The organism is Streptomyces sp. NPDC026246 (assembly GCF_055567995.1).
Genome location: NZ_JBVHPJ010000002.1, coordinates 397,996 through 424,308 on the forward strand (window position 1 = coordinate 397,996; position 26,313 = coordinate 424,308).

Annotated in this window: 19 protein-coding genes; 1 reads left to right on the forward strand and 18 read right to left on the reverse strand. The window is 72.8% G+C overall.

Annotated elements, in window-relative coordinates; all coding sequences use genetic code 11:
- Positions 1 to 26: 26 nt before the first annotated feature.
- From ACZ4M5_RS05925 to proB, 5 genes are all read right to left on the reverse strand, one after another.
- Positions 27 to 1,097, reverse strand: coding sequence for an SCO2583 family membrane protein (locus ACZ4M5_RS05925; RefSeq protein WP_467733508.1), 1,071 nt, complete (start codon positions 1,095 to 1,097; stop codon positions 27 to 29).
- An 89-nt stretch (positions 1,098 to 1,186) separates the two neighbouring features.
- Positions 1,187 to 1,762 carry an SCO2584 family spore wall biosynthesis protein gene (locus ACZ4M5_RS05930; protein ID WP_467733510.1) on the reverse strand — a complete coding sequence of 192 codons (576 nt, stop codon included), beginning with the start codon at positions 1,760 to 1,762 and terminating at the stop codon, positions 1,187 to 1,189.
- Positions 1,763 to 1,953: 191 nt separating this feature from the next.
- Positions 1,954 to 3,240: a glutamate-5-semialdehyde dehydrogenase gene (locus ACZ4M5_RS05935; RefSeq protein ID WP_467733512.1), complete on the reverse strand. Its 1,287-nt coding sequence runs from the start codon at positions 3,238 to 3,240 to the stop codon at positions 1,954 to 1,956.
- Positions 3,241 to 3,313: 73 nt separating this feature from the next.
- Positions 3,314 to 3,772: a hypothetical protein gene (locus tag ACZ4M5_RS05940; protein ID WP_467734251.1), complete on the reverse strand. Its 459-nt coding sequence runs from the start codon at positions 3,770 to 3,772 to the stop codon at positions 3,314 to 3,316.
- A gap of 134 nt (positions 3,773 to 3,906) precedes the next feature.
- Complete coding sequence (proB, locus tag ACZ4M5_RS05945) at positions 3,907 to 5,013, reverse strand: glutamate 5-kinase (protein ID WP_467734253.1); 1,107 nt, start codon at positions 5,011 to 5,013, stop codon at positions 3,907 to 3,909.
- Between the two features lie 344 nt (positions 5,014 to 5,357).
- Between proB and ACZ4M5_RS05950 the strand changes: the two genes are divergently transcribed.
- Positions 5,358 to 7,409 (forward strand): hypothetical protein, encoded by a 2,052-nt coding sequence (locus ACZ4M5_RS05950; protein WP_467733514.1) that lies wholly within the window; start codon positions 5,358 to 5,360, stop codon positions 7,407 to 7,409.
- A 456-nt stretch (positions 7,410 to 7,865) separates the two neighbouring features.
- Here the strand turns inward: ACZ4M5_RS05950 and ACZ4M5_RS05955 are convergent, their stop codons facing one another.
- The 13 genes from ACZ4M5_RS05955 to ACZ4M5_RS06015 all read right to left on the reverse strand — a co-directional run bounded on the left by ACZ4M5_RS05955 (position 7,866) and on the right by ACZ4M5_RS06015 (position 26,272).
- Complete coding sequence (locus ACZ4M5_RS05955) at positions 7,866 to 9,992, reverse strand: hypothetical protein (RefSeq protein WP_467733516.1); 2,127 nt, start codon at positions 9,990 to 9,992, stop codon at positions 7,866 to 7,868.
- Between the two features lie 199 nt (positions 9,993 to 10,191).
- Positions 10,192 to 11,688, reverse strand: coding sequence for a D-ribitol-5-phosphate cytidylyltransferase (locus ACZ4M5_RS05960; protein WP_467733518.1), 1,497 nt, complete (start codon positions 11,686 to 11,688; stop codon positions 10,192 to 10,194).
- Positions 11,689 to 12,331: 643 nt separating this feature from the next.
- Complete coding sequence (gene obgE / locus ACZ4M5_RS05965) at positions 12,332 to 13,768, reverse strand: GTPase ObgE (RefSeq protein WP_467733520.1); 1,437 nt, start codon at positions 13,766 to 13,768, stop codon at positions 12,332 to 12,334.
- Positions 13,769 to 13,879: 111 nt separating this feature from the next.
- Complete coding sequence (rpmA, locus tag ACZ4M5_RS05970; protein ID WP_010041940.1) at positions 13,880 to 14,134, reverse strand: 50S ribosomal protein L27; 255 nt, start codon at positions 14,132 to 14,134, stop codon at positions 13,880 to 13,882.
- Positions 14,135 to 14,148: 14 nt separating this feature from the next.
- Positions 14,149 to 14,469, reverse strand: coding sequence for a 50S ribosomal protein L21 (rplU, locus tag ACZ4M5_RS05975; RefSeq protein ID WP_289920160.1), 321 nt, complete (start codon positions 14,467 to 14,469; stop codon positions 14,149 to 14,151).
- Positions 14,470 to 14,738: 269 nt separating this feature from the next.
- A complete protein-coding gene (locus ACZ4M5_RS05980) occupies positions 14,739 to 18,914 on the reverse strand; it encodes an Rne/Rng family ribonuclease (protein ID WP_467733522.1) in 4,176 nt (1,391 codons plus the stop codon).
- Between the two features lie 254 nt (positions 18,915 to 19,168).
- The gene (locus tag ACZ4M5_RS05985; RefSeq protein WP_467733524.1) at positions 19,169 to 19,951 is read right to left on the reverse strand and encodes a TIGR03936 family radical SAM-associated protein; all 783 of its coding nucleotides are present in this window, start codon (positions 19,949 to 19,951) and stop codon (positions 19,169 to 19,171) included.
- 48 nt (positions 19,952 to 19,999) lie between these two features.
- Positions 20,000 to 21,169 (reverse strand): hypothetical protein, encoded by a 1,170-nt coding sequence (locus tag ACZ4M5_RS05990; RefSeq protein ID WP_467733526.1) that lies wholly within the window; start codon positions 21,167 to 21,169, stop codon positions 20,000 to 20,002.
- A 41-nt stretch (positions 21,170 to 21,210) separates the two neighbouring features.
- On the reverse strand, positions 21,211 to 21,441 hold the full coding sequence (locus ACZ4M5_RS05995; RefSeq protein WP_467733528.1) for a helix-turn-helix domain-containing protein: 231 nt from the start codon (positions 21,439 to 21,441) through the stop codon (positions 21,211 to 21,213).
- Positions 21,441 to 21,938, reverse strand: a complete 498-nt coding sequence (locus ACZ4M5_RS06000) for a DUF2975 domain-containing protein (protein WP_467733530.1) — start codon at positions 21,936 to 21,938, stop codon at positions 21,441 to 21,443. The genes ACZ4M5_RS05995 and ACZ4M5_RS06000 overlap by 1 nt, the downstream gene beginning before the upstream one ends.
- A gap of 409 nt (positions 21,939 to 22,347) precedes the next feature.
- Positions 22,348 to 22,635 carry a hypothetical protein gene (locus ACZ4M5_RS06005; RefSeq protein ID WP_467733532.1) on the reverse strand — a complete coding sequence of 96 codons (288 nt, stop codon included), beginning with the start codon at positions 22,633 to 22,635 and terminating at the stop codon, positions 22,348 to 22,350.
- Positions 22,636 to 22,710: 75 nt separating this feature from the next.
- Positions 22,711 to 24,675 (reverse strand): TIGR03960 family B12-binding radical SAM protein, encoded by a 1,965-nt coding sequence (locus tag ACZ4M5_RS06010; RefSeq protein WP_467733534.1) that lies wholly within the window; start codon positions 24,673 to 24,675, stop codon positions 22,711 to 22,713.
- 88 nt (positions 24,676 to 24,763) lie between these two features.
- Complete coding sequence (locus tag ACZ4M5_RS06015) at positions 24,764 to 26,272, reverse strand: CYTH and CHAD domain-containing protein (RefSeq protein ID WP_467733536.1); 1,509 nt, start codon at positions 26,270 to 26,272, stop codon at positions 24,764 to 24,766.
- Positions 26,273 to 26,313 lie beyond the last annotated feature (41 nt).

Genomic DNA, 26,313 nt, shown 5'->3' on the forward strand with positions numbered 1-26,313 from the left:
GGCGGCTCTGGCCCGGCGCGGCCGGGTCAGACCTTCGGCTGCGCGCTGGTCGCCAGGGAGCCGCACAGAGCGGTCGCGCTGCCCGTCGCGTAGGGGTCGGTGCCCGCGGGTCCGCCCTCCTTGGCCGTCTGGCCGGCCAGCAGGGGGCGGAGGTAGTTCGCGGAGTCCTCGGCGCAGGACAGCGGGCCGGCCTGGACGTAGGAGACCACGAGCCGGGCCTGGTGCAGGCGCAGGTCGTCGCGGTCGAAGCGGAACTGCAGCTCGCGTCGGAGGGTGAACAGGGACACCTCGTTCTCGGCCGCGGCCCCCGCCGGGCGCAGGGCGTAGACGAAGGTGTGGTCGCTGGTGACCTCCAGCGTGGAGGAGTCGGTCTCGGCGGCCTGCAGGGTGCCCTGCACCCGGACCTCCCGCTCGGCCAGTTCGGCGCGGGAGGGGTCGAAGCGGACCAGCCAGCCGGTGGGGGCGTGCCGTCCGTCGGCGGTCGGGCGGGCGAAGCTCTGGTCGAACTGCCCCAGCTGGTCGGGGTCGAGCAGGACCCGCACGGAGCGCACCTCGCGCCCGCTGAGCACTTCCGGGTCGAGGGCGGAGCGGACGATGTAGTCCTTGGCCGTGGTCAGGGCGGCGACGACCTGGCTGTCGGAGAAGTGCGCGGTGCGCCGCGAGGCCGGCAGCGGTACGCCCTCCGCGCCGGACTTGAACTGCGCGGCGGGGCTGTGGGCGTACAGGTACGCCGGGTCGGCCGTGCCGGGCACCTCGTCCTCGGGTGCGAGCGGGATGACGGTCATCCGCAGCGGCTCGCCGGGCTGACGGGCGGCCGGGGTCTGGTAGGGGTGGCGGACGCCCATGTAGAGGGCGGTGCCGAAGGCGACGGCGATGAGCACGACCAGCACCAGCGCCTGCCGGGACAGGCCCCGGCGCACGGGCGGGCGGCGGCGTACGGCGGGCGAGTGGTCGGCGATGCGCTCCTGGGCGGAGAACTCCTGGAGGCGGGCAGCGCGGACGAACGACTCGTCGAAGACGACGGATCGGTACTCGTCCTCGCCACCTCCGGGAACGCCCTCGGGAGTGCCCTCAGGTGGGTTGCCAGGCCCGCCCATATCTTCACTGTAGGTTCCGCGGCGCCCGGGTAAACGCCGGGTTGCTCCACAAGTTCTGACAGGTTCTCACCAAGACGGGCGGGTTTCGGTCAGGGGGTGCGCGGGATCACCGACATGGCCGGCCGCGAGTGGTCGGCGGATGCGGAGGGGGCGGCCCCGCTGCCCTGCTCCGGTCCGGTCGACGTGGGCGGGGGCAGGGGCTCGTCGTGGTTGGCGGAGGCTCCGCGGTAGACGGCCGTGAAGGCCAGGGCGACCATGCCGACGCCCATCACGAGGGCGAGTACCCAGGCGACGGGCCGGTGCCAGCGGACCTGCCTGGAGTAGGGCCCGGGGTGGCGGTGGTGGTCCTCGAGGACGTCCGGGTCGTCGAACTCGCCCAGGCCGGGATCACGGCCGATCGCGCGGTGGGCGTCCGGGCCGAACCCGTCGTCGTAGCGCTCGCCTCTGGCGTGGGCGCGGCGGGCCTCCGCCTCGGAGGCCTCGGCTCTGGCCTGGGCTGCGGCCAGGAGACGTTCGACGGCGGTCGGCTCGTGCACCACGGCCGCGCGTACGAAGGCCTCGTCGAAGACCACGGAGGCGAACTCTTCGTCCGACACCCCGCGGTCGTGGTCGTCGTCGGGCTCCCGGCCGTCCGGAAACGGCGTGCCCCCCACGTCCTCCGGCACGGATCCAGAGTAGACCTGGGGGGTCGCTTTGGGCAGACGGTATGCACATTCGTCCGCCCCGCGGGACGGGTCGCGCGGGGCGCCGGGCGGCGTGCGTCCGGCCGGTCAGCGCCCGTGCCACGCGTGTACGCCGCCCCGAGCGGTCCCCGGCGGGTATGCGGGGATCCGCATACCCCGTTACGCCGTTCGGGTCAGCGCCGCACGTGGCCGTCGCCGGTCACGATGTACTTCGTGCTGGTGAGCTCCGGCAGGCCCATCGGGCCGCGGGCGTGCAGTTTCTGCGTGGAGATGCCGATCTCGGCGCCGAAGCCGAACTGGCTGCCGTCGGTGAAGCGGGTGGAGGCGTTCACGGCGACGGTGGTGGAGTCGACCAGCTGGGTGAAGCGGCGGGCGGCCTGCTGGGAGGTCGTCACGATGGCCTCGGTGTGGCCGGAGGTCCACAGCCGGATGTGCTCCACGGCCTTGTCGAGGGAGTCCACGACGGCCGCGGCGATGTCGTACGACAGGTACTCCGTCTCCCAGTCCTCGGCCGTCGCCTCGACGACGGTGGCCTTGGTGTCCTGGGCGTGGGCCCGCACGCGCTCGTCGGCGTGCACGGTGACCCCGGCCTCCGCGAGGGCGTCCAGGGCGCGGGGCAGGAACGCGGCGGCGATGTCCTGGTGGACCAGCAGGGTCTCGGCGGCGTTGCAGACGCCGACCCGCTGGGCCTTGGAGTTGATCAGGATCTCGACGGCCATGTCGAGGTCGGCCTGGGCGTCGACGTAGACGTGGCAGTTCCCGGTGCCGGTCTCGATGACGGGGACGACGGACTCCTGGACGACCGTGTTGATCAGGGAGGCGCCGCCGCGCGGGATGAGCACGTCGACCAGGCCGCGGGCGCGCATCAGCTCGCGCACGCTGTCGCGGCTCTCGCCGGGCACGAGCTGGACGGCGTCCGCGGGCAGCCCGGCTCCGCCCACGGCGTCGCGCAGGACCCGCACGAGGGCGGTGTTCGACCGGTACGCAGAGGAGGAGCCCCGCAGCAGGACGGCGTTGCCGGACTTCAGGCACAGGGCTGCGGCGTCGACGGTGACGTTGGGCCGGCCCTCGTAGATGATGCCGACGACGCCGAGGGGGACGCGGACCTGGCGCAGGTCGATGCCGTTGGGCAGCGTGGAGCCGCGGACGACCTCGCCGACCGGGTCGGGCAGGGCGGCGACGTCGCGCACGTCGGAGGCGATGGAGCGGACCCGCTCGGGGGTGAGGGTGAGCCGGTCGATCATGCCTTCGGCGACGCCGGCCTCACGGGCCCGGGTGACGTCCTCGGCGTTGGCCTCCACGATCTCGCTCGTGCGGACCTCCAGCGCGTCCGCGATGGCGAGCAGCGCGTCGTCCTTGTCGGCCCGCGGCAGCGGCGCGAGGGACGCGGCGGCGGCCTTGGCCCGGTAGGCGGCCTCGGTGACCGGGGACATGGAGTCGTACGGAGAGAGCGTGGTCATGAGGGAAGGGTAGTGCGCCGAAGGCGCCGGTTCACGGCACGTTCCACAGCCCGAGACGCTCCCCGGACGGCCGTCAGAACGGGTGGATGCCCACGGGCGAGGCGGGCGGCGGGCCGTAGCCCTCGGCGACGCGCTGGTGGTAGGTGGCCCGGTCGATGACCTCCAGGCCGACGATCTCCCAGGGCGGCAGTCCGGCGGTCTGCCGGTGCTCGCCCCACAGGCGCAGGGCCACCGCTGCCGCGTCGTGCAGGTCGCGGGCCTCCTCCCAGTAGCGGATCTCCGCGTGGTCGACGGCGTAGCGGCTGGTGAGGAGGAAGGGGTGGTCGTGGGCGAGCTGCTCCAGGGCGCGCCGGACCTCGGGCAGCGGGGCCTGCTTGCCGGAGACGCTGAGGGTGACGTGCCACAGGCGCGCGGTGTCCGCGGGCTGCTCCCCGTCGAACCGGTCTCCGGCCGCCACGCTGGTCAGGGCGCGCTCCTCACCGGCCGTGCGGGAGCCGGCACCACCACGGGACACGGTGGCCCCCGGGCGCACTCGTCTCACGACGGCCTCCTTCGCTCAGTGGCGATGCTGCGGGACAGTTCCCCGAGACAAAGTTGAGCAGGCCGCAAGGGCTCGTGGGGCGGTTTTGCGGAACGTCCACCACCGGGGGCGGACGTTTCGGAACATTACGGGTGCAGGACCACCAGGTCGTCCCTGTGTACGACCTCGCGTTCGTACGCGGGGCCGAGGTCCCGGGCCAGCTCCCGGGTGGAGCGGCCGATGAGCCGCGGGATCTCCTTGGCGTCGAAGTTGACCAGTCCCCTGGCCACGGCGTGCCCCGCGGCGTCGCGCAGCTCGACCGGGTCGCCGGCGCTGAAGTCGCCCTCGACGGCGGCGATGCCGGCGGGCAGCAGCGACTTGCGGCGGTCCACGACGGCCTGCACGGCGCCGTCGTCCAGGGTGAGCGCGCCCTGCGGGGTGGAGGCGTGCTGGAGCCACAGCAGCCGGTCGGCGGAGCGCCTGCCGGTGGGGTGGAAGTAGGTGCCGGTGTCCTGCCCGGCCAGCGCGTCGGCGGCGTGGACGGCGCTGGTCAGGACGACGGGCACCCCGGCGGCGGCCGCGATCCGGGCGGCCTCGACCTTGGTGACCATGCCGCCGGTGCCGACACCGGCCCGGCCCGCGCTGCCGATCTCGACGTGGGCGAGGTCGGCGGGGTCGCGTACTTCGGCGATGCGGGAGGTGCCGGGCCTGGCCGGGTCGCCGTCGTAGACGCCGTCCACGTCGGACAGCAGGACCAGCAGGTCGGCGTGGACGAGATGGGCGACGAGGGCGGCCAGACGGTCGTTGTCGCCGAAGCGGATCTCGTCCGTGGCGACGGTGTCGTTCTCGTTGACGATCGGGAAGGCGCCCATCGCCAGCAGCTTGTCCAGGGTGCGCGAGGCGTTGCGGTGGTGGGCGCGGCGGCTCATGTCGTCGCTGGTCAGCAGCACCTGGCCGACGCGCACGCCGTAGCGGGCGAAGGAGGCGGTGTAGCGGGCGACCAGCAGGCCCTGGCCGACGCTGGCCGCCGCCTGCTGGCGGGCCAGGTCCTTGGGGCGGCGGCGCAGGCCGAGCGGGGCGAGACCGGCGGCGATGGCACCGGAGGAGACCAGGACGATCTCGCGCTCCCCACCGCTGCGGACCTTGGCCAGGACGTCGACCAGCGCGTCCACCCGGTCCGCGTCCAGGCCGCCCGAGGCGGTGGTCAGCGAGGAGGACCCGACCTTGACGACGATCCTTCGGGCCTCGCCCACGGCCTGCCTTGCCCCTGTCACGTCCCGGTCCGTCCCCTCGCGCCGCGTCGGTCCCTCACCGGGGGATTCTCCGCCGTCCCACCAGCGAAGTCCTCCGGTTTCCCACCACGGAATCTACGGGACGACAGGGCGGGTCGCCTCGCCGGTCCACGCTGCGGACGGTGCGTCCCGGCTGACGTGACCACGATCTCCATACCCCGATGACGACAGCTGCGCAATCTTCCGCTACGGTCCCTGGGCACGGCTCCCTACACTCAGACGGCACGCACGTGTCGTCGGGAGACAGCCGCGCGTTAACCCGGACGGCCGATGTGCGCCGAACCGACGCATCTGGAGTGACCGCAGTGCCCCTATCTCTCCCTCGTCCGCCTGCCCTGTCCAAGGGGCTGGCGGCCGTCGCCCTGGCCGCAGCCTTCGCCGCGCAGGCGGTCGCCGCTCTGCTGCCCAACGTGCCGCTGCTGCTCGCCTCCACCGCCCTCTCCCTGGCGGTGGAGGTGGTGCTGTACAAGTGGCAGCGCGGGGTTCAGTCGCTGTTCGCCAAGTCCCACGCGGACATCACCGTACGGCACGTCCTGCGGGACCTGCTGCTCGTCGTGGGCCTGCTGCGGCTCGGCGAGCAGGACCGGGAGACGGTCTACGCCCCGCTCGTGGCCGGGCTGCTGCTGTTCTACGTGCTGCACTTCGCGGTGCAGGCGGTCTCGGTCCTGGTGCGGCGCACCCGCACCCTGCCGGTGGTGACCCGGAACATAGACGCCTCCGCCCTGCGGCTGTCCCCGGCCCCGGCCGCGGTGCTGCGCCGCCCCGGCAAGCGGCTGCTGCTGTTCGGCCTGCCCGCGACGGCGGGCCTGCTGGCCGCCGTACCGGGCGACGACCCGGTGTACGCCGCGGTGGGCATCGCCCTCTCGCTGGTCCTCGCCCTGGGCGGCCTCTGCGCGCTGCTGCTCCGGCTGCTGCCGAGCCGCCGGCCGGCCGGCGAGGAGGAGGTGCTGGCGTGGTTCGACCAGTGGCTGGCGGAGTACCGGCCGACCGCCGGGCTGTACTTCTCCGGCGGGGTCTCCTCCGCCTACCAGGCGAACATGTGGCTGGAGCCCCTCGCCCACATCGAGGGCAAGCCGATCATCGTGCTGCGTGAGCGGTTCATGGTGCAGAAGATCGCGGCCACGGACATCCCGATCGTGTGCCTGCCGAAGGTGTCCACGCTGATGCGGCTGGAGCACTCCACGCTCCAGGTCCTCATCCACCCCTCCAACTCGGGCAAGACCTCCCAGGTGCTGCGCATCCCGACGATACGGCACACCTTCGTCAACCACGGCGAGAGCGACAAGCTCTCCTCGTGCAACCCGTACGCGAAGGCGTACGACGAGGTGTGGGTGGCCGGGCCCGCGGCGCGCGAGCGGTACGCCCTGGCCGAGGTCGGCGTCGAGGACAAGGACGTGGTGGAGACCGGCCGCCCGCAGCTGGACGGCGTGCTGCCGCACGCGGGCGCGCCGAAGGGCGCGTACACGACCGTCCTGTACGCCCCGACCTGGGAGGGCTGGGACGGCAACCCCGGCAACACCTCCGTGGTCGCGGCCGGGGAGAACCTGGTGCGGGCGCTGCTGGCGGACCCGGGCGTGCGGCTGCTGTACAAGCCGCACCCGCTGACGGGCTCGGTGGACCCGCGCGCGGGCGCCGCCGACCTGCGCATCCGCGAGCTGATCCGCGCCGCGAACCGGCAGCGGCAGCAGACCCAGCCGCGGTCCGCCGGTGAACTGGCGCGAATGACGGCCGAGCTGGAGCGGCTCACCACCTCGGTGTTCCGGTCCGCGGCCGACGTGGCGGAGCGGATGCTCGTGCAGTCGGCACCCGAGCCGGGCCGTGCCGCGGCGGTGCGGCGGGCGACGGCCGCGTGGGAGGAGGCGTACTGGGCCTCGCTGCCGGCCGGTGAGCACCAGATCATCACGGACGCCCGGCCCACGCTGTACTCCTGCTTCAACGTGGCCGACCTGCTGATCAGCGATGTGTCGAGCGTGATCAGCGACTTCCTGGCGAGCGAGAAGCCGTACGCGGTCGCCAACACCAGCGGACTGCCCGAGGACGTCTTCCGTACGGCGTTCCCGACGGTGGCCGCGGCGACGGTGCTGACCCCGGACGCGACGGGCGTGCCCGCGCTGCTGGAGACGGTCCGGCACCCGGAGAGGGACGAACTGGCCGAGGCCCGCGCCGCGTTGAAGCTGCGGCTGCTGGGTCCTGCCGAGCCCTCGTCGCAGGAGCGCTTCAACGCGGCCGTGCAGGCGCTGTGCGAGGAGGCCCGGGAGCACCGGGCCCGGGTGGCGGAGCGGCTGACGACGGAGCGGCTGGCGGCGGAACTGCCGGGCCAGCGCACCGAGCCGACCGTGTCCACCGCACCGCGCTGACGGGCGGCGGGAGAGCCACCGCGGGGGTCGCCGGCGATGCCGGCGGCCCCCGTCGCGCTGTTCACGCCGCCGCCCGGGCCCCGCGGGCCCGCCACACGCCGCGCGCCTTGCGCACGGCCGGCGCACGACCATGCCGGCACCACCCTCCCAGTAGCCCGGGAACGTCCGCGCCTCGCGAGGACCCGCGAGGTGGACCGAGTCGGCAACTGCGGCAGCAGGAACGGCCGGACCATGAGCTGGTCGCGCCGGCCGACCGCCGGGACGTGCTCCGCGACGAGGTTCGCCAGGGCCCGCGCGGAGTCGAAGCACGGCCTCGATGCGGTCGGGACCGATGCTCTGCGCCCTCGGCCAGGTGTTCCCGAGTCACCTCCCCCTACGGCGCGCGGGGCCGGAGACCTCAGGAGTCCGGCCCCGAGGCGACTTCCCCGGGGCCGGGCTCCTCGGCGCGGCGGCCGGTCAGGCCGTGGCGGCTCCGCCGGTGTCACCGGCGGCGGGCACGCGCGGCCCGGGCACGGCGTCGGTGAGCTCGGCCGCAGCCTGCGTCTCGGCCTGCGTCTCGGCCTGCGTCTCGGCCTCCGCCTGGTCGAGGGCGGCCGCGTCCCGTGACCGCAGGCCGACGTTGCGCGTCTCGGCCTTCAGCGCCAGGTTCGCAACGGCCGTGTTGAACTGCTCCAGGGAGGTCGGCTCGTCCGGGCCCAGCAGGTACTGCTTGAGCTTCCTGCGGTCCTCGGCCAGCGGGTCGGCGGCCGGGTCGCGGACGGCACCCAGCAACTCGTCCAGCCCGGCGGCGCTGTTGGTGAGGATCACCGCGGCACGCACCGCCGTGTTGTTCCGCTTGAACTCCTCGGCCCCCACCTCGGCGGAGTCGGTGACCGCGTAGGGCTTGCCGCTGGCGATGAAGTCGGACACCACGCTGGAGATGTCGGAGACCATCGCGTCGGAGACGTTGAAGCAGTCGTACAGGGGCGGTTCGGCGCCGGTGATGACGCGGTGCTCCCAGGAGGGGAAGGAACGCCAGTAGGCGTCGTTCCACTCGGCGCGCAGCCGCGCGACCTCCTCGTGCCTGGCGGTGTCGAGCAGCCCGTCCCGGCTGGCCTCGGCCTCGTCGACCCGGTCGGAGCCGAGACCGGACAGCTCGGCGAGCCGGGCCTCGACGCGCCGCAGTTCGGCCTCGGCGTCCGCATGGGCGGCGGTGTCCGGGACGAACCGTGCGTCGAGGGCACGCTCGGCGGCGGCCTTCTCGACCAGGGCGGTGATCCGACGGTGCGCGGCGTCGGCCTCCTGGCTGACGGTGCCGGTGAACGGGTGCGGCTTGTACAGGACACGGACGGGCGGGTCGGCCGCGACCAGCCCGCGCACGATGTTCTCACCGGCCAGCAGGATCGAGGTGTTGCCCGGGTTGTCGTCCCAGCCCTCCCAGGTGGGGGCGTACAGCACGGTCGGCATGCGGTCGTCGGGCACGCCCTGCCAGGTCCGGATCGCGGCGAGCTGGGGGCGGCCGACCTCGACGATGTCCTCGTCGAGGACACCGACGTCGGCGATGGCGTAGCGGTCGCGGCCCGCGCGGCCGGCCGTCCAGACCTCGTCGTAGACCTTGCTGTACGGGTTGACGCTGGCGAGCTTGTCGCTGTCGCCGTGGCCGATGAAGACGTGCTTCATGGTGGGCACGCGCAGCAGGTGGATGTTCTTGCCGACGTTGGCCGCGTAGAGGGCGACGCGCACGGTGGACAGGTCCAGGTTCATCAGGTGCACCCCTCCGGGCACGCAGACGACGGGGACCGTGGTGGGCGCCAGGTTCGCGAGGATGACGCGCTCTCGCAGGATGATCAGCGGTCTGGTGTCGAGCTTCTCCATGGTGTCCAGCCACATGTTGACCTGGTACGCGGAGTCCTTGGACCCGGAGAAGTACAGGACGGTCTCCGGCTTGTACTCCCCCAGCCAGTCGTCGACGGCGGCCAGCACCCGCTCGGCGTTCGGCGGGATCCGGCGGCCCCGCACATAGGGCGCGAGGGCGAGGACGTACAGGGTTCCGAGGACCAGGGTGAGACCGATGCCGACGAAGCCGATCAGGGACGACTTCACCTGGGCGGCGACCACTATGCCGGCGACCGCCGCCAGGTCCAGGTGCAGCATCTTCTCGGCGGAACGGTGCAGCAGCACGTGCGGCGGGGCGTCGGGGATGCGGATGCGCGAGGCGAGGTCGACGTTGCGGGTGGCGACCGGCATGCGGCGGCGGTTGCGGATGAGCTGGACCAGCGCGCCGTGCGGGGCCTGCAGACCGTAGAAGGCGATGAAGCAGGCGATCGCCCCGTAGTAGATCAGGTTGTCCGCGAGGGACAGCCGGGCCAGCAGCAGGACGAGCAGCAGTTGCCGGATCAGGAAGCGGATCGGCAGGCCGGCCCGGACCTTGCCGAGGCGGTTGATCAGGTAACTGCCCTTGTGGTGCAGATAGTGGTCCGCCAGGTACGTCACGGCGGCCGCTGCCGCGAAGGCGGGCACGCTCGGCACGAGCGCGGCCAGCATGAGGGCGGGGTAGCCCGCCCCCATGAGGATCGCCGCGGCGAGCTCGGCCGCGCTGCCCACCCTGGCTACGCGAATGGCTGTGGATATCACGGAGGAACCTGCTCTTGTGAGGGATGTGCGGTCTTGCTCACTGAATGCGGCTGGTCTGTGAATCTGCCCAGGGGTACGGATGCAGGCCTCTGCGCACGCGCCTGTTGTCCGAATGGACAACAAGAGTGCACAGAGGCCCGATTTGCCGGGGTTTAGCGGTCGGCAATTATTACACGCCGTCCTGCCGGTCCAGAACCGAGGCCAAGGCCTGCTCGAAGCCGGAGGCCCGGGCCGCGCCGGCGGTGGGGTCCTGCTGGCGGACGTCGATGACGTGCCCGGTCAGTGCGCTGAGCAGCACGTCGAGCGAGGCGCGGGCCACCGCCTGGGAGGACAGCAGCGAGCCCGTCGGCTCCTGACCGAACGCCTTGGTGCGCATGGGAGTGGCGGTGCGCTCGGGGTTGATGCAGTTGACGCGGATGCCGTCGCCGGCCCATTCGTCGGACAGGGCCTGGGTGAGGTTCACCATGGCGGCCTTGGTCGAGGAGTACAGGCTGTACTCGGCGCGGCCGCGGGTGTAGCTGCTGGAGGTGTAGAGCAGCAGCTGGCCCTTGGTCTCGGACAGGTACTTGTGCGAGGAACGCGCGATCTGCACGGGGGCCAGGTAGTTGACCCTCAACGCCTCCTCGATGGTGGCGTTGTCGGTCTCGGCCAGCTTGCCGATGCGCAGCACACCGGCGGTGTTGACCACGTAGTCGATGCGGCCGGTCTCGGCGTACGCCTTGGACAGGGCGTCGTCGACCTCCTCCGGGTTCTCCACGTGGGTGCCGGTGGTGGAGCGGCCCAGGGCGTAGACCTCGGCGCCGTAGGACCCGGCCAGCTCGGCGATGTCCTTGCCGATGCCGTAGGAGCCGCCGAAGACGACGACGGTCCTGCCGGTCAGCAGCTCGCGGTACGCCTCCTCGGTGACCTGTTCGGGCGCGGCGGTGGAGGCGAGCTGGAACAGCTTGTCGGCGATGAAGACGTCGACGGGCTGGGTGACCTTCATGTTGTACTCGTCGCCGGCGACGACGTGGATCGGCACGTCCGGCAGGTACTTGAGCACCACGGAGCAGTCGTCGGTGGCCTGGAAGTTGGGGTCGCCCGAGGCGACCTCGTAGGCCCGCTTGATCGTGGACAGCTTGAAGGCCTGCGGGGTCTGGCCGCGGCGCAGGCGGGACCGGTCCGGGATCTCGGTGATGAACTCGCCGTCCTGGCCGTGCGTGCGCGTGACGATGATGGTGTCCGCGGACGGGATGGCCACGTCGACGGCCTCGTAGCGCTCCAGCGCGGCCACGCAGTCGTCGATGACGCGCTGCGACAGCAGGGGGCGCACGGCGTCGTGGAAGAGGACGTTGAGGTCCTCGCCCTCGGCCAGACCCTCGCCGAGGGCGGCGATGGCGCGCTCGGTGGTCTCGTTACGGGTGGAGCCGCCCTCGATGACCCTGGAGACCTTCTTGAACCCGGCCTTGGCGACGATCTTCTCGACGTCCGGCACGTAGCCCTGGGCCATCAGCACGATGACGTCGTCGATCGAATCGGCGTTCTCGAAGGTGGCCAGAGTGTGCTCGATGACTGCCTTGCCGGCGATCTTCAGCAGCTGCTTGGGGATCGACAGTCCCACCCGCTGTCCGGTGCCCCCGGCCAGGATCACCGCGGTGGTACGGGGCTTGGCTATGTGCTGAGGCACAGGTTACCTACCTTGAGACGACAGGGAACCTCAAAAGGGTCCCACTTGCGGTTAACGCAGTGCAAGGTGAACGACCTGTACCGCTTATGTGCGCGCAACCCGTCCTTCACCTCCCACTGCTGGTGATCGGTAAGACGGTTGTGCGGGCCATTTGGAGGCCCTCCTGTGAGTAACTCCACAAGATTTCTACGACTCGCGGGCCGCGCGAGACGGCGACGACCGGCGATCTTCGCGGGATTCCCCCGCACGAAGTCCGTTGCGTGGCAGGTCCGTTGACGCGCCGGGCGAACCGGCCGGGGCGAATGCAGCGCGCTGATCAGGCCTTTAGGGGAATTCCGCTTGCGGTCTCCGCGCAGGGTGATGGCGACGGGGCGCGCACCGGACCGGGGGCCGTCCGTCCGGACGGACGTAATCAAGTGCATGACAATTGCGCAGACACGTGCATGACACTCACGCAGGCAGGCAGGCAGGCAGGCAAAAAGAAAGACCCGCCGCCGGCGGCCGGAAGAGGCATGCGCCGGGGCGGGTCTGACGGGCGCTCGACGGGGACGCGTCCGAGGGCTGTGCGGAGGGTTGCACAGGGTGCAGCGAGTACCGCGGGTGCGGCCGGTGCCCGGACGGGCTCCCGGCAGCGGGGGTCCGGTCAGAACGGCTCGAAGTCGTCGAACTCCTGCTGGGCCTCGTCGCGTTCGGCCTGCCGGTCCCTGCGGCGCTGAGCGGCGGGCCGCGCCGCCTCCAGCCGGTGGTCCTCGCCGCGCCGGCCGAGCATCTCGGCACCGGCCATCATGGACGGCTCCCAGTCGAAGACGACCGCGTTCTCCTCGGGGCCGATGGCGACGCCGTCGCCGCCGCGGGCACCCGCCTTGAGCAGCGCCTCCTCGACACCGAGCCGGTTGAGCCGGTCCGCGAGGTAGCCGACCGCCTCGTCGTTGTTGAAGTCGGTCTGCCGCACCCAGCGCTCGGGCTTCTCGCCGCGCACCCGGTACAGGCCGTCCTCCTCCTGCGTGACGGTGAAGCCCGTGTCGTCCACGGCCTTGGGCCGGATGACGATGCGCGTCGCCTCTTCCTTCGGCTTCGCGGCCCGGGCCGTCGCGACCAGCTCGGCGAGCGCGAACGACAGCTCCTTCAGGCCCATGTGCGCCACGGCCGACACCTCGAACACGCGGTAGCCGCGCGCCTCCAGGTCGGGCCGGACCATCTCGGCGAGGTCCTTGCCGTCCGGCACGTCGATCTTGTTCAGCACGACGATCCGCGGACGCCGGTCCAGACCGCCGTACTGGCGCAGCTCCTCCTCGATGATGTCGAGGTCGGACACCGGGTCGCGGTCGGACTCCAGGGTCGCCGTGTCCAGGACGTGCACGAGCACGCTGCACCGCTCGACGTGCCGCAGGAACTCCAGGCCGAGGCCCTTGCCCTGGCTGGCCCCGGGGATCAGCCCGGGCACGTCGGCGATCGTGTAGACCGTCGAACCGGCGGTGACGACACCGAGGTTGGGCACGAGGGTGGTGAAGGGGTAGTCGGCGATCTTCGGCTTGGCGGCGCTCAGCACCGAGATCAGGGACGACTTGCCGGCGCTCGGGTAACCGACCAGGGCCACGTCGGCGACGGTCTTCAGCTCCAGGACGACGTCCCGCAGGTCACCCGGCTCGCCGAGCAGCGCGAAGCCGGGCGCCTTGCGCCGGGCGGAGGCCAGCGCGGCGTTGCCGAGTCCGCCCCGGCCGCCCTGCGCGGCGACGAAGGAGGTGCCGTGGCCGACCAGGTCGGCGAGGACGTTGCCCGCCTTGTCCAGCACCACGGTGCCGTCCGGCACCGGCAGCACCAGGTCCTGGCCGTCCTTGCCGGAGCGGTTGCCGCCCTCACCGGGCTTGCCGTTGGTGGCCTTGCGGTGCGGCGAGTGGTGGTAGTCGAGGAGCGTGGTGACGGACTGGTCGACGGTGAGGATCACGTCGCCGCCACGGCCGCCGTTGCCGCCGTCCGGGCCGCCGAGTGGCTTGAACTTCTCACGGTGGACGGAGGCACAGCCGTGGCCTCCGCTACCCGCGGCGACGTGCAGCTCGACGCGGTCCACGAAGGTGGTCATGGGATGTGCCTCCAGTTACTACTTACTGCGGGGATGTCTCTTGGGTAACACGCGAAAGGCGGACCCGCTTCCCCTGGGGGAAGTGAGGCCCGCCTCGCGAAAGGTTGCCGATCAGGCGACCGGAACGATGTTCACGACCTTGCGGCCACGGTGGGTGCCGAACTGCACCGAACCGGCCTGCAGGGCGAACAGCGTGTCGTCGCCACCGCGGCCGACACCGGCGCCCGGGTGGAAGTGGGTGCCGCGCTGGCGGACCAGGATCTCACCCGCGTTGACGACCTGACCGCCGAAGCGCTTCACGCCGAGCCGCTGGGCATTGGAGTCGCGACCGTTCCGGGTGGACGATGCGCCCTTCTTGTGTGCCATTTCTCCTCAGTCCCTTACTTCGCAGCCGCGGGGATCTCAGTGACCTTGATCGCCGTGTACTGCTGGCGGTGGCCCTGGCGACGGCGGTAACCCGTCTTGTTCTTGTAGCGCAGAATGTCGATCTTCTGGCCCTTGTGGTGGTCCACGACCTCGGCCTGGACCTTGATGCCGGCCAGCACCCACGGGTCGCTGGTCACGGACTCGCCGTCGACAACGAGCAGGGTCGAGAGCTCGACCGTGTCGCCAACCTTGGCAGTGGAAATCTTGTCAACCTCAACGATGTCGCCGACAGCAACCTTGTGCTGGCGACCACCGCTGCGCACGATGGCGTACAAGCGGAACTCACTCTCTCGCTCGGGAAACGGCACCCCCGCAGGCCAGCAGCCCGACACAGCGGGCCGCCTCTCCTGGGCGCCCGGCGCCCTGGAGGATGAGGTTTACGGGGATGTGACGCGTCAGTCGACACGCCGACGGTCAAGGTTACGGGGCCGCGGCCGAAAGGGTCAAACCGAGCCGGGCCGGCCCCCTGTGCGACCGGTCACGCCGGTCCGGTCCCCCGGGGCGGGCGCGTGCATCACGCCCGCCCCGAGGGAGTCCGGGCCGGTCAGGCCTCGTCGGTGGAGGCCGAGACGGAGGTCCCGGAGGACTGCTCCGCCGCGACGGTCTTCTTCGACGTGGCCTTCTTGGCGGCGGTCTTGGTGGTCTTCGCCGCCTTCTTGGCCGTCGTCTTCTTGGCCGCGGTCTTCTTGGCCGCCGTCTTCTTCGTGGCGGCCTTCTTCGCCGTGGCCTTCTTGGCCGTCTTGCGGGCCGTCTTCTTGGCCGGTGCGGACTCCTCCACACCCTCCTCGGCACCCTCCTGCGCGCCCTCCTCGGCGGCCTGCGGGGCCTCCTCGGACGCGGCCGACGGGACGACCACGACGGCCGCCTCCTCGGACGCGGTGGACACGGTGGGCTTGCGCACGGCCCGGCGCCGCGGACGGGCCGGAACGGCGCTCTCGGCGGGCGCCTCGGCGACCGCCTCGGGCTGCGCGGCCGGCTCGGGCTCCTCGGTGACCGCGGGGGCCTCCGGGGCGGCGGGCGCGGTCTCCGCGACCGTCACCACGGCTGCCTCGGCACCCGCCGGCGAACCGGCCGGAGCGGAGACCTTGCGCGTGGCACGGCGACGGCCACGGCCCTTGGGGGCGGCCTCCTCGGCAGCCGGAGCCTGCTCGGCGACGGGGGCCTGCTCGGCGACCGGCGCCTCGACCACCGGGTCCTCGACGGCCATCGGCTCGGCCTGCGCCTCGGCGGCGGGCTCGGGCTGCACCGGCCGGGCGGCCTCCTGCTCGGCGGTCACGTCCTGCGCGGTCGGCGCCTGGGTGCTGCCCGAGTCCGGCTCGGCCTTGCCCCTGCCCTTCTCGGCCCTGGACTCCGCCGCACCACCGCGCGGCGCACCGGCCGGGGCCGACGCACGCCGGCTCGCCCGGCGCCGCGACCTGCCACGACCCGCCGCGGCCTCCGCCTCGGCGGCGCTGCTGTACAGCTCCTCGTCCGGCTCGAAGGCCGGCTCCGGCAGGGCGGCCGGCTCGGCGATCTCGGCCACGACCTCGGCCTCGGTCTCCGCCTCCTGCTCGGCGGTCTCGACGGCCGCCTCGTGGACGTGCGGCTGGTCGGCGGCACCGGCGCGGGCGCGCTTCTTGCGCTTGCCGCCGCCCCCGGCGGAGGTCGGCTGCTCCATGTGCACGATGACGCCGCGCCCGTTGCAGTGGACGCAGGTCTCGGAGAACGACTCCAGCAGTCCCTGGCCGACCCGCTTGCGGGTCATCTGCACGAGCCCCAGCGAGGTCACCTCGGCCACCTGGTGCTTCGTACGGTCCCGGCCCAGGCACTCCAGCAGGCGCCGCAGCACCAGGTCCCGGTTCTGCTCCAGCACCATGTCGATGAAGTCGATGACGATGATGCCGCCGAGGTCGCGCAGCCGCAGCTGGCGCACGATCTCCTCGGCCGCCTCCAGGTTGTTCCGGGTGACGGTCTCCTCGAGGTTGCCGCCCTGACCGGTGAACTTGCCGGTGTTGACGTCGACGACGACCATCGCCTCGGTCCGGTCGATCACCAGCGAACCGCCGCTGGGCAGCCACACCTTGCGGTCGAGGGCCTTGGCGAGCTGCTCGTCGATCCGGTAGGTGGCGAAGACGTCGACCTCGGAGGTCCACTTCTGCAGCCGCTCGGCGAGGTCGGGCGCCACGTGCGAGACGTACCCGTGGATCGTCGACCACGCCTCGTCGCCGCTGACGACGACCTTGGAGAAGTCCTCGTTGAAGATGTCGCGCACGACCCGGACGGTCATGTCCGGCTCGCCGTACAGCAGCGTCGGGGCGTTGCCGCTCTTGGCCTTCTTCTGGATGTCCTCCCACTGCTGCTGCAGCCGCTCGACGTCGCGGCGCAGCTCGTCCTCGCTCGCGCCCTCGGCGGCGGTGCGCACGATGACGCCCGCGTCCTCGGGGACGATCTTCTTGAGGATCGTCTTCAGCCGGGCCCGCTCGGTGTCGGGCAGCTTGCGGCTGATGCCGGTCATCGAGCCCTCGGGCACGTACACGAGGTAGCGGCCCGGCAGGGAGACCTGGCTGGTCAGCCGGGCGCCCTTGTGACCGATCGGGTCCTTCGTCACCTGGACGAGCACGGACTGCCCGGACTTCAGGGCGGACTCGATGCGGCGCGGCCCGTGGGCCATGCCGAGCGCCTCGAAGTTGACCTCGCCGGCGTAGAGCACGGCGTTGCGGCCCTTGCCGATGTCGATGAAGGCGGCCTCCATCGACGGCAGCACGTTCTGCACCTTGCCGAGGTAGACGTTGCCGACGTACGAGGTTGCCTGCTCCTTGTTGACGTAGTGCTCGACGAGCACGTCGTCCTCGAGGACGCCGATCTGCGTGCGGTCGCCGTGCTGGCGGACGACCATCACGCGCTCGACGGCCTCGCGCCGGGCCAGGAACTCGGCCTCGGTGATGATCGGGACGCGGCGGCGGCCCTGCTCGCGGCCTTCACGGCGGCGCTGCTTCTTGGCCTCCAGACGGGTCGAGCCCTTGATGGACTGCACCTCGTCGGCGGCGTCGGAGCCCTTCTCGCGCTGGGGGCGGGGCTCGCGGACCTTGACGACCGTGCGCTCCGGGTCGTCGTCGGAGGGCTCGGGGTCGGCACCGGAGTCACCGGCGCGGCGACGGCGGCGACGGCGACGGCGGCTGCTGCTGGAACCGCCTCCGGCCGACTCGTCCCGGTCGCCGTCCCCGGAGTCCTCGCGGTCCTCCTCGGTCTGCTCGGCGGTGTCCTCGGCGTCCTGCGCGGCCTGGGCGGCGGCGACCTGGTCGGCGTCGTCGTCCCCGGTCTCGCCGGACTCGCCGTCGAGGTCGGCGGAGTCACCGCGGCGACGGCGGCGGCCACCCCGGCGGCGGCGACGGCGCGAGCCGCCGCCCTCGGACTCGTCGTGGTCCTCGCCGTCTGCCTCGTCGTCGGCCTGGTCGTCGGCGTCGTCCGTCTCGTCCTCGGCGGCCGGGGCCTCCTGCGCGGCGGGCTCGGCGGTCCGGGTCTCGGTGGCACGGTCCTCGGTGTCCTCGGCCGCGCCGCGGCGGCGACGGCGGCGACGGGCACCGCCGGACTGCTCCTCGCGGGGCTCCTCCGCCTGCGCGGTCTCCCCGGCCTCCGCGGACTCCTCGGATCCCGCGGGCCCGGCGGCCTCGGCGGCGGCCGCCGCTGCGGCCCGCTCCGGGGTCTGGAACTGGGGCTCGGCGAACACGGGGGCCTGGAACAGGGCGACGGCGGGCCGCGCCGGACGCGCCGGGGCCTCGCTCTCGTCGTCGGCGGCACCGGCGTCGGACTGCGCGGCGCGCTTGGCGGACCTGGCGGGCCGGGCGGGCTCGGCGAAGCCGCCCGCGGCCCGGCGCACGGCCCGGCGACGACGGCGCGGACCGGCGTCCTCGGCCGGCTCGGCGGACTCCTCGGCCCGGTCGGCCTCGGCGGCCGGGGCCTCGGCGGTCTTCTCGGCGGCGGCCTCCACCTCGGGGGCGGGCTCGGCGGCCGGGACCCCGCTCACGGCGGGCTGGGCCTCTTCGGCGCCCTCGTCCGCACCGGCGGGCGCGGCCGCGGGTGCGGAGACCCGTCGCGAGGCGCGCCGGCGGGTGCGGCGCGGAGCGGCGTCCTCGGCGTCGGCGGCCACGGGCTCGGCGTCGTCCGACGCGGCGGGTGCGGACTCGGCCTGCACCACGGCGGGCTCGGCGGCGGCCGGTGCGGCCTGCGCGGTCCCGTCCTGCCCGGCGGTGGGCGAGGTGACCGTGCGCGTGGCGCGGCGCCGGGTGCGGCGGGGAGCGGGCTCCTCGGACACCTCGGCGGCCGCGGCGGGCTCGGGCGCAACGGGGGCGTCCGCGGCGGAGGTCACGGGCACCACGGTCTGGGCGGCCTCGGCGTCGGCCGGGGAACCCGCGGGCGAGGAGGCGCGGCGCACCGCGCGCCGCCGCTTGGGGGCGGGGGGTGCGATGTCCTCGGCAGCGGCCTCGGGGGTCTCCTCGATCTCGGCGGCGGCCGCCTCGACCTCGTGGGACTCCACTCCGTCGGCGGCCAGCTCGTCGGCGTCGGCGGCCGGTACGGCCGGCGCGACGGTCTCCGCCGTCGTGTCGGAGGCGCCACCGACGGGGGGACCCGCCGGCCGGGAGGCGGCACGGCGCCGCCGGCGGGGCGGCAGGGTGTCGCTGGGGGTGTTGTTGTTCTCGTCAGAGCCGGTCGAGGACTCTGCGGATTCGGTCGGTTCGAGCATGCGGGCTTTTCTCCCGTCAGGCTCCCGGGCGCCGCGCCTGGCCCGGCGATGCCGGTGACGTCCGCGGCTCGCGCTGTGCGCGTCGCCGCCGTCCGGGGCGCGGGCGCCGCACGGGAGCTCTCCGTGTCCTGTCTCGCCGGTTCCGTACGCCGAATGCGTACGGCCTGGCGAAAGTCTTCTGGTCGGTGCGCTGCCCGACCCAGGTGGCTCCCGAGTCCGAGGGCGGCGCTACGACGTCCGTCCCTACGCGGTACCTACGCCGGCGCCGTCGCGGCGGCAGTCTCCTCGGCCGTTGTGGGGGCCTCGGCTGCCTCGCGGTCGGGCGCGAGCGGGTCGGTCACCGTGCCGGTCTCTTCATCGAGCAGCCCCTGCGCCAGCCTGGTCACCGCTGCGGGGACCGGCGGCGCCAGGTCGGCCACGGCGCGGAGACCGGACAGGACGTCGTCGGGTCGTACGGCAGGCGTCACGTGCCGAACAACCAGCCGCAGTATCGCACAGGGCTGGTCGGTCGGCCTATCAGCCTGCGAACCGTGGGTCTCCGGGAGGTCGCGCACCTCCAGGCGCACGACGGCGGAGCGGGCGTCGAAGGTGCGCACGCCGTTCTTGGCGAGTCGCTGGACCTCGACGGTCGCGGCCGCCTCGAAGGCGTCCGCCGCACGGCGGGCCTCCTGCGGCGCCACACCGTCCAGCCGCAGCTCCCACACGGAAGCCGTCAGCCGGTCGGCGAGCCCCGAGGTGCGGGCCTCGACCGCCTCGACGATGTCGAGCCCGGTGGGCATGGACTCGTCGAGGAGGACCCTGAGCTGCTCCGGGTCGCGCGGCGCGGTGAGCGCGATCTCCAGGTACTCCGCCTCACTGCCCGTGCCGGTGGGTGCGGCATTGGCGTACGACACCTTCGGGTGCGGTGTGAAACCGGCCGAGTAGGCCATCGGCACCTCGGCACGGCGCAACGCACGCTCGAAGGCGCGCTGGAAGTCACGGTGGCTGGTGAACCGGAGGCGGCCGCGCTTGGTGTAACGCAGTCGGATGCGCTGCACCGCGGGTGCGGGCGGCGGGCCTTCGGGCTGTCGCTTGCCCAGTGTCGTTCAGTCCTTCGTGAGAGCGGTCGTACTGCTACCAAGAGTACGCGGCTCGCGCCCGGAAGGTTCCCTGCGGGCCACAGGCCGGGGCCGGCTCGGGCCGCCGAACAGCGTCCGCCGCAGATCGGCGCGCACCTGGCGTGCGGACTCCCGCGCGGCGGCCAGGGCCTGCCGCGCGGTCCGCCCGGCGGCGCGGGCGGCCTCGGCGGCGGGCCGCAGGACGGTGTCCCGTACGGCGTGCCCGACGGGCGTCAGCACACTGCGGTACACCCACCGCACCGGCTCCACGAAGATCCACCGCAGGACGGTGGCGAGGAACCGGCCCACGGCGAGGGAGACGTGCCCGGCGACGCGCCAGGCGTGGCCGAGGGCCTCCCCCACCTCGCGTCCGACGACGGCGAGGACGCGGCCGACCGGTGCGAGGACCCAGCGCCACACGGCCAGGGCGGGCAGGACCAGCAGGATGCGCGCGATCCAGTACAGGCCCGTCCCGATACCGCGGACGACGGTGCTCACCAGCCACACCAGGCCCCTGCCGCACCAGGCGAGCGCGCGGCCGACCGGCGCGAGCACCCAGGCGTACAGCCAGAGGGCGGGCACCACGACCAGGATCTTCGCGAGCCAGGCCACACCCGTCCAGAGGCCGGTGCCGAGGGCGGCGAGGACCGCACCGAGCCCCCGCACCACCCACGTCACGGCATGCCCCACCGGCGTGAGCAGCCCGGCGTAGAGCCGGCCGAGGGCGGCCCACAGGCCACGTGCGGCCCAGGCGGCCGCCCGGCCCAGCGGGGTGAGGAGGTGCCGGTGCGCCCACACGGCCGGCACGACGACGAGCAGGTGCCCCAGCCAGGCCAGGGCCTTGCCCACCGGCACGGCCACGTACCGCCACAGGCCGACGAACGGCCAGACGAACACCGCCCGCGCCAGCCACAGCAGGGCCCGGCCGAGCGGCCGGAGCAGCAGGTCGTTCAGGAACCGTCCGGACACGGCCAACGCGTCCCACACCATGCGCACGGGGACGACCAGCACGAGCACGACGATCCGCACGGGGATCCGCACGGCGACGGCGAGGCAGCCCCCGGGTTCCTCCGGTGCGCGCCGGGCCGGTTCGGCGGTCCGCCCGTGCTGCTCGACCCGCGCTGCGGCCTGCTCGCGGGACGGTTTCTCCAGGTCCATACCGTCGTAGACGCCTCGGGGCCCCGTTCGGATGCAGCGGGTCAGGGCACGGCCGGTTCCGCCGGCACGTCCGCCTCCCAGCGCAGCAGGTCCCCCGGCTGGCACTCGAGCACCTCGCACAGCGCGGCGAGGGTGGAGAAGCGGACCGCCTTGGCGCGGCCGTTCTTGAGCACGGCCAGGTTGGCGGGGGTGATGCCGACCCGCTCCGCCAGCTCGCCCACGGACATCTTCCGCCTGGCCAGCATCACGTCGATGTCGACGACGATCGGCATCAGATGACCTCTTCCAGCTCGGCCCGCATCCGGCCGGCCTCGAGGTCGCGGGCGACGGCCTGGGCGAGCAGCATCCGCAGCACGAGCACGACGAGCGCGACCCCCAGCACGGCCACGCCGACGCCGCCCAGCAGCAGCACCACTCCCGGGGCGACGGCCTCACCCGGGGCGAGGACGACCCCCAGCGCGAACACCAGGCACGCGGCCGCGACGAACGCGCCCATCACGAGGTGCACGTACCGGAAGGCGGCGTGCGAGAACACCGTGCCCCGCCGCACCATCGTCACCAGCCGCCACACGCACACCGCGACGACCTGGGCCGTCAGTACCCCCAGGACGAGGATCACCAAAATCGGTGTGCGCAGATACGCGTATTCCGGCTTGAGTCCGTTCAGGTCGACCGCCAGCAGCGGCACCATCACGCCCTGCACGAACAACGACCCGGTGAGCAGCACCACCAGCACCACGCGCAACGCCACCACGGCCAGCTTTCCCATCGCCCACTCCCTCGATCGACCCACGATGGAAAACTATCGAAATTCGATAGGCAAGGCAACCGGGTCGCCCGAGGAGGGGACAATGGACTGGCGCGTGTGCGCCCGGAACATGGCCGCCAAGGCCAGGGGCATCCTCAAGGGCAGCCACGACCTCAGCGAGCAGCAGGTCTTCGACGGCTCCCCCGGCACACAGTCTGAACCGGGGGAGCCTCGGCCGGGCCGATCCCCCGGGGGAGCGTCACCGACCCTGCCTGTTGAGTGGGTCCCCAGGGAAACGGCCCTCTCACCTCCCGCCTGCGGCGCACGGAAGGCTCTCGCCCACCGGACCGTTGCGGCAGCAGGCAGCACTGCCCCGCACCTGGCCCCGGGGGGCCGGTGCGGGGACCGGCTGTCCGGCGCCGAACGCCGGCTAGTTCGTGAGCGAGCCGTCGTGGGCGTGGGAGGCGGAGTCGTGCCACGCCTGCACGCCCGCCCGGGACGCCTCCTTGGCCTGATGCCACTTCGCGGCCGCCTGCTGGGACGGCGGCACGTCCATGGTGCGGATCATGCGCCGGCCCGCCGCGAACACCGCGACGGCCCCGAGGGCCATGCCCACGCTCGCCACCACGGCACCGGCCGCGGTGAGCAGGGCACCGGCCCTCACGAGGCGGGTGTCGATGTCGATCGTCCGGGAGGAGAGCTGATGGTGCTGGTTCATGCCCTCACCATCCGCCGGGACGCGGTCCTCCGCATCCCGGCAGCCGCTGCCCGCTCCGGTTGCCCGGCGCGGGACTCAGTGCGCGTGGCCGCTCGGAGCCGGCGCCGCGTTCTTGACCGTCAGGGGCAGCAGCTTCTTGCCCGTGGGGCCGATCTGGATGTGGGTGTCCATCTGCGGGCACACCCCGCAGTCGAAGCACGGTGTCCAGCGGCAGTCCTCGACCTCCGTCTCGTCGAGGGCGTCCTGCCAGTCCTCCCACAGCCAGTCCTTGTCGAGGCCCGAGTCGAGGTGGTCCCAGGGGAGGACCTCCTCGTAGCCGCGCTCGCGGGTGGTGTACCAGTCCACGTCCACGCCGAACGGCTCCAGCGCCTTGTCCGCGCACGCCATCCAGCGGTCGTAGGAGAAGTGCTCGCGCCAGCCGTCGAAGCGGCCGCCGTCGTCGTAGACCGCGCGGATGACCGCGCCGATGCGGCGGTCGCCGCGGGAGAGCAGGCCCTCGACGATGCCGGGCTTGCCGTCGTGGTAGCGGAAGCCGATGGAACGGCCGTACTTCTTGTCGCCGCGGATCTTGTCCCGCAGCTTCTGCAGGCGGGCGTCGGTCTCCTCCGCGGACAGCTGCGGGGCCCACTGGAAGGGCGTGTGCGGCTTGGGCACGAAACCGCCGATGGAGACCGTGCAGCGGATGTCGTTGGAGCGGGAGACCTCGCGGCCCTTGGCGATGACCTTCGTCGCCATGTCCGCGATCTGCAGGACGTCCTCGTCGGTCTCGGTGGGCAGGCCGCACATGAAGTACAGCTTCACCTGGCGCCAGCCGTTGCCGTAGGCGGTCGCGACCGTGCGGATCAGGTCCTCTTCCGAGACCATCTTGTTGATGACCTTGCGGATGCGCTCCGAGCCACCCTCGGGGGCGAAGGTCAGACCCGAGCGGCGGCCGTTGCGGGTCAGCTCGTTGGCCAGGTCGATGTTGAACGCGTCCACGCGGGTGGACGGCAGCGACAGACCGATCTTGTCGTCCTCGTAGCGGTCGGCGAGACCCTTGGCGACGTCGCCGATCTCGCTGTGGTCCGCCGAGGACAGCGACAGCAGGCCGACCTCCTCGAAGCCGGTGGCCTTCAGTCCCTTCTCGACCATGTCGCCGATGCCCGTGATGGAACGCTCACGGACCGGGCGGGTGATCATGCCGGCCTGGCAGAAGCGGCAGCCCCGGGTGCAGCCGCGGAAGATCTCCACGGACATCCGCTCGTGGACCGTCTCGGCCAGCGGGACCAGCGGCTGCTTGGGGTAGGGCCACTCGTCGAGGTCCATGACGGTGTGCTTGGACACCCGCCACGGCACGCCCGACCTGTTGGGCACGACCCGGGCGATACGGCCGTCGGGCAGGTACTCCACGTCGTAGAACGCCGGGATGTACACGCCGCCGGTCTTGGCCAGGCGGAGCAGGACCTCCTCGCGGCCGCCCGGACGGCCCTGCGCCTTCCACTCGCGGATGATGCGCGTCATGTCGAGGACGGCCTGCTCGCCGTCGCCGATGACCGCGGCGTCGATGAAGTCCGCGATGGGCTCCGGGTTGAACGCCGCGTGGCCGCCGGCCAGGACGATCGGGTCGTCGACCGTGCGGTCCCGGGACTCCAGCGGGATCCCCGCCAGGTCCAGGGCCGCCAGCATGTTCGTGTAGCCCAGCTCCGTGGAGAAGGACAGGCCGAACACGTCGAAGGCCTTCACCGGGCGGTGGCTGTCCACCGTGAACTGGGGGACGCCGTGCTCGCGCATCAGCTCCTCCAGGTCCGGCCACACGCTGTACGTGCGCTCGGCGAGGACGCCCTCCTGCTCGTTCAGCACCTCGTAGAGGATCATGACGCCCTGGTTGGGCAGGCCCACCTCGTAGGCGTCCGGGTACATCAACGCCCAGCGGACGTCACAGGCGTCCCAGTCCTTGACCGTGGAGTTGAGTTCTCCGCCGACGTACTGGATCGGCTTCTGCACGTGCGGGAGCAGAGCTTCGAGCTGCGGGAAGACCGACGCAGCGACTTCGGCAGGCATGTCGCGCACCTTCGTGAGCTGGACTGAACTGACAGGGGTGACCATCCAGCCTAACGCGAGCGCGGAGCACCTCCGTACGCCCGCCGGATCACAGCCCCGAGGCCGAGCCCTTGGTCCGGTCCCACAGGCCGGGCAGTTCGGCCTCGGCGCGCAGGGCGCGCTGCTCCTCGCGCTCGTGGAGCAGGCCGTAGGTGAAGGTGTTCTCACCGGCGGCGTGGGCGACGGCCGACAGCTCGCGCAGGGTCTGCCGGGCCATCACGCTGTCCTGGTGCTCGCCGAGCAGGTTCTGGAGGGTCTTCATGGACTTGGTGAGGGTCTTGGCCGGCTTGCCCAGGACCGGACGGGCGGCCTCGGCCGCGTAGCGGGTGCGCTTGGCCTTCTTGCGGGCCTCGTGCAGGGCGACGTCCCGCTCGGTGCCCGGTTCCAGCTCCAGGGCCCGGCCGACCAGCTCGGCGACCTTGCGGAAGTCCTTGGTCACCGCCCGGGTGATCGGCTTGCCGGGTTTCTTCGCGGCCGCCTCGAGCAGGGGCGGGTCGGCGAGCAGGGCGTCGAGGGTGTCCAGCAGGGTGAGGTAGCGGCGCGAGTCGAGCACACCGGCGAGGCGGCCCCTGGCGCCGCCGTGCTCGGCCTTCGACCAGGCGAGCATCCGCTCCTTCACCGGGCCGCGGACCAGACCGGCGGGCACCTCGTCCAGGGTGTCCATGAGCCGCTCGGTGAGGACCTCGCGGTCCCGGTCCACGCCCAGTTCGCCGGCGAGCCACTTCAGTTCGTCGGCGACGGGGTCGGTGACGGTCCGGTCGAGGACGGTGCGGAAGGTCTTGAAGGTGCTGCGCAGCCGGCGGGTGGCCACGCGCATCCGGTGCACCGAGTCCTCGGCGTCCTGCCGCACGGCCGGGTCGAGTCCGACGATCGCGTCGCGCTGCTCCCGCACGTACGCCAGGACGTGGTCGCCGGCGGTCTCGGGCCCGCCCGCGGGGGTGGACGGGCCACGGCGTCGCTGCGGTGCCGTGTCGGCCAGCGCCCGGGCCAGCTTCGACGCCGACCGCGACGGCCGTACGCCCGCCTTGCGCAGTCGCTTGTCGACCTTGTCGAGGAAGGCCGGGTCGCCGCCGTCGGCCAGCTCCACCTCGATCTCGGTCCACCGCACCTCTCCCCCGGCGCCGGTGAGCCGCTCGGCGTGCACCGCGTCCGTGCTGACCTCGGCGAGCAGCCGTCCGGCGGTGTCGAGCAGGTGCCGCACGTCGCGGTCCGAGCGCAGCCGCACCAGCGGCAGCAGTTCCCCGTCGCGGACCCGGGAGCGGACCAGGGCGGCGAGTTCCTCGGGGAGGGTGTCGCTCAGCGGGGCCCGGATCTCGTCGCGTACGCCCGGGCCGACCGGGAGCTTGAGGTGCCAGCCCGCGTCCGAGCCGCCGGTGCGGCGCCGCAGGGTGACGGACGCCGCCGCGAGGCGTTCGTCGGCGGTGTCGTAGTAGGTGGCGTCGAGGTGGGTGATCCCCCGGTCGACGACGGTGGCGACCGCGCCGACGCCGGTCAGGTCGGGCAGGCCGCCGTCCGGGGCCTCGTACTTCCGCTCGATCTCGCGCTTGGTGTCCGCCATGCAGCGAATCTAACCGTCCGGGCCGGAACGCGGTACGGGGC

What these genes read in the sequence shown, in the direction of transcription:
- ACZ4M5_RS06010 (WP_467733534.1), bottom strand. Translation starts at nt 24,675, where the DNA reads ATGCCTGCCGAAGTCGCTGCGTCGGTCTTCCCGCAGCTCGAAGCTCTG.
- obgE (WP_467733520.1), bottom strand. Translation starts at nt 13,768, where the DNA reads ATGACCACCTTCGTGGACCGCGTCGAGCTGCACGTCGCCGCGGGTAGC.
- ACZ4M5_RS05935 (WP_467733512.1), bottom strand. Translation starts at nt 3,240, where the DNA reads ATGACCACGCTCTCTCCGTACGACTCCATGTCCCCGGTCACCGAGGCC.
- ACZ4M5_RS06005 (WP_467733532.1), bottom strand. Translation starts at nt 22,635, where the DNA reads ATGAACCAGCACCATCAGCTCTCCTCCCGGACGATCGACATCGACACC.
- ACZ4M5_RS05995 (WP_467733528.1), bottom strand. Translation starts at nt 21,441, where the DNA reads ATGCCGATCGTCGTCGACATCGACGTGATGCTGGCCAGGCGGAAGATG.
- ACZ4M5_RS06000 (WP_467733530.1), bottom strand. Translation starts at nt 21,938, where the DNA reads ATGGGAAAGCTGGCCGTGGTGGCGTTGCGCGTGGTGCTGGTGGTGCTG.
- ACZ4M5_RS05990 (WP_467733526.1), bottom strand. Translation starts at nt 21,169, where the DNA reads ATGGACCTGGAGAAACCGTCCCGCGAGCAGGCCGCAGCGCGGGTCGAG.
- ACZ4M5_RS06015 (WP_467733536.1), bottom strand. Translation starts at nt 26,272, where the DNA reads ATGGCGGACACCAAGCGCGAGATCGAGCGGAAGTACGAGGCCCCGGAC.
- rpmA (WP_010041940.1), bottom strand. Translation starts at nt 14,134, where the DNA reads ATGGCACACAAGAAGGGCGCATCGTCCACCCGGAACGGTCGCGACTCC.
- ACZ4M5_RS05925 (WP_467733508.1), bottom strand. Translation starts at nt 1,097, where the DNA reads ATGGGCGGGCCTGGCAACCCACCTGAGGGCACTCCCGAGGGCGTTCCC.
- ACZ4M5_RS05980 (WP_467733522.1), bottom strand. Translation starts at nt 18,914, where the DNA reads ATGCTCGAACCGACCGAATCCGCAGAGTCCTCGACCGGCTCTGACGAG.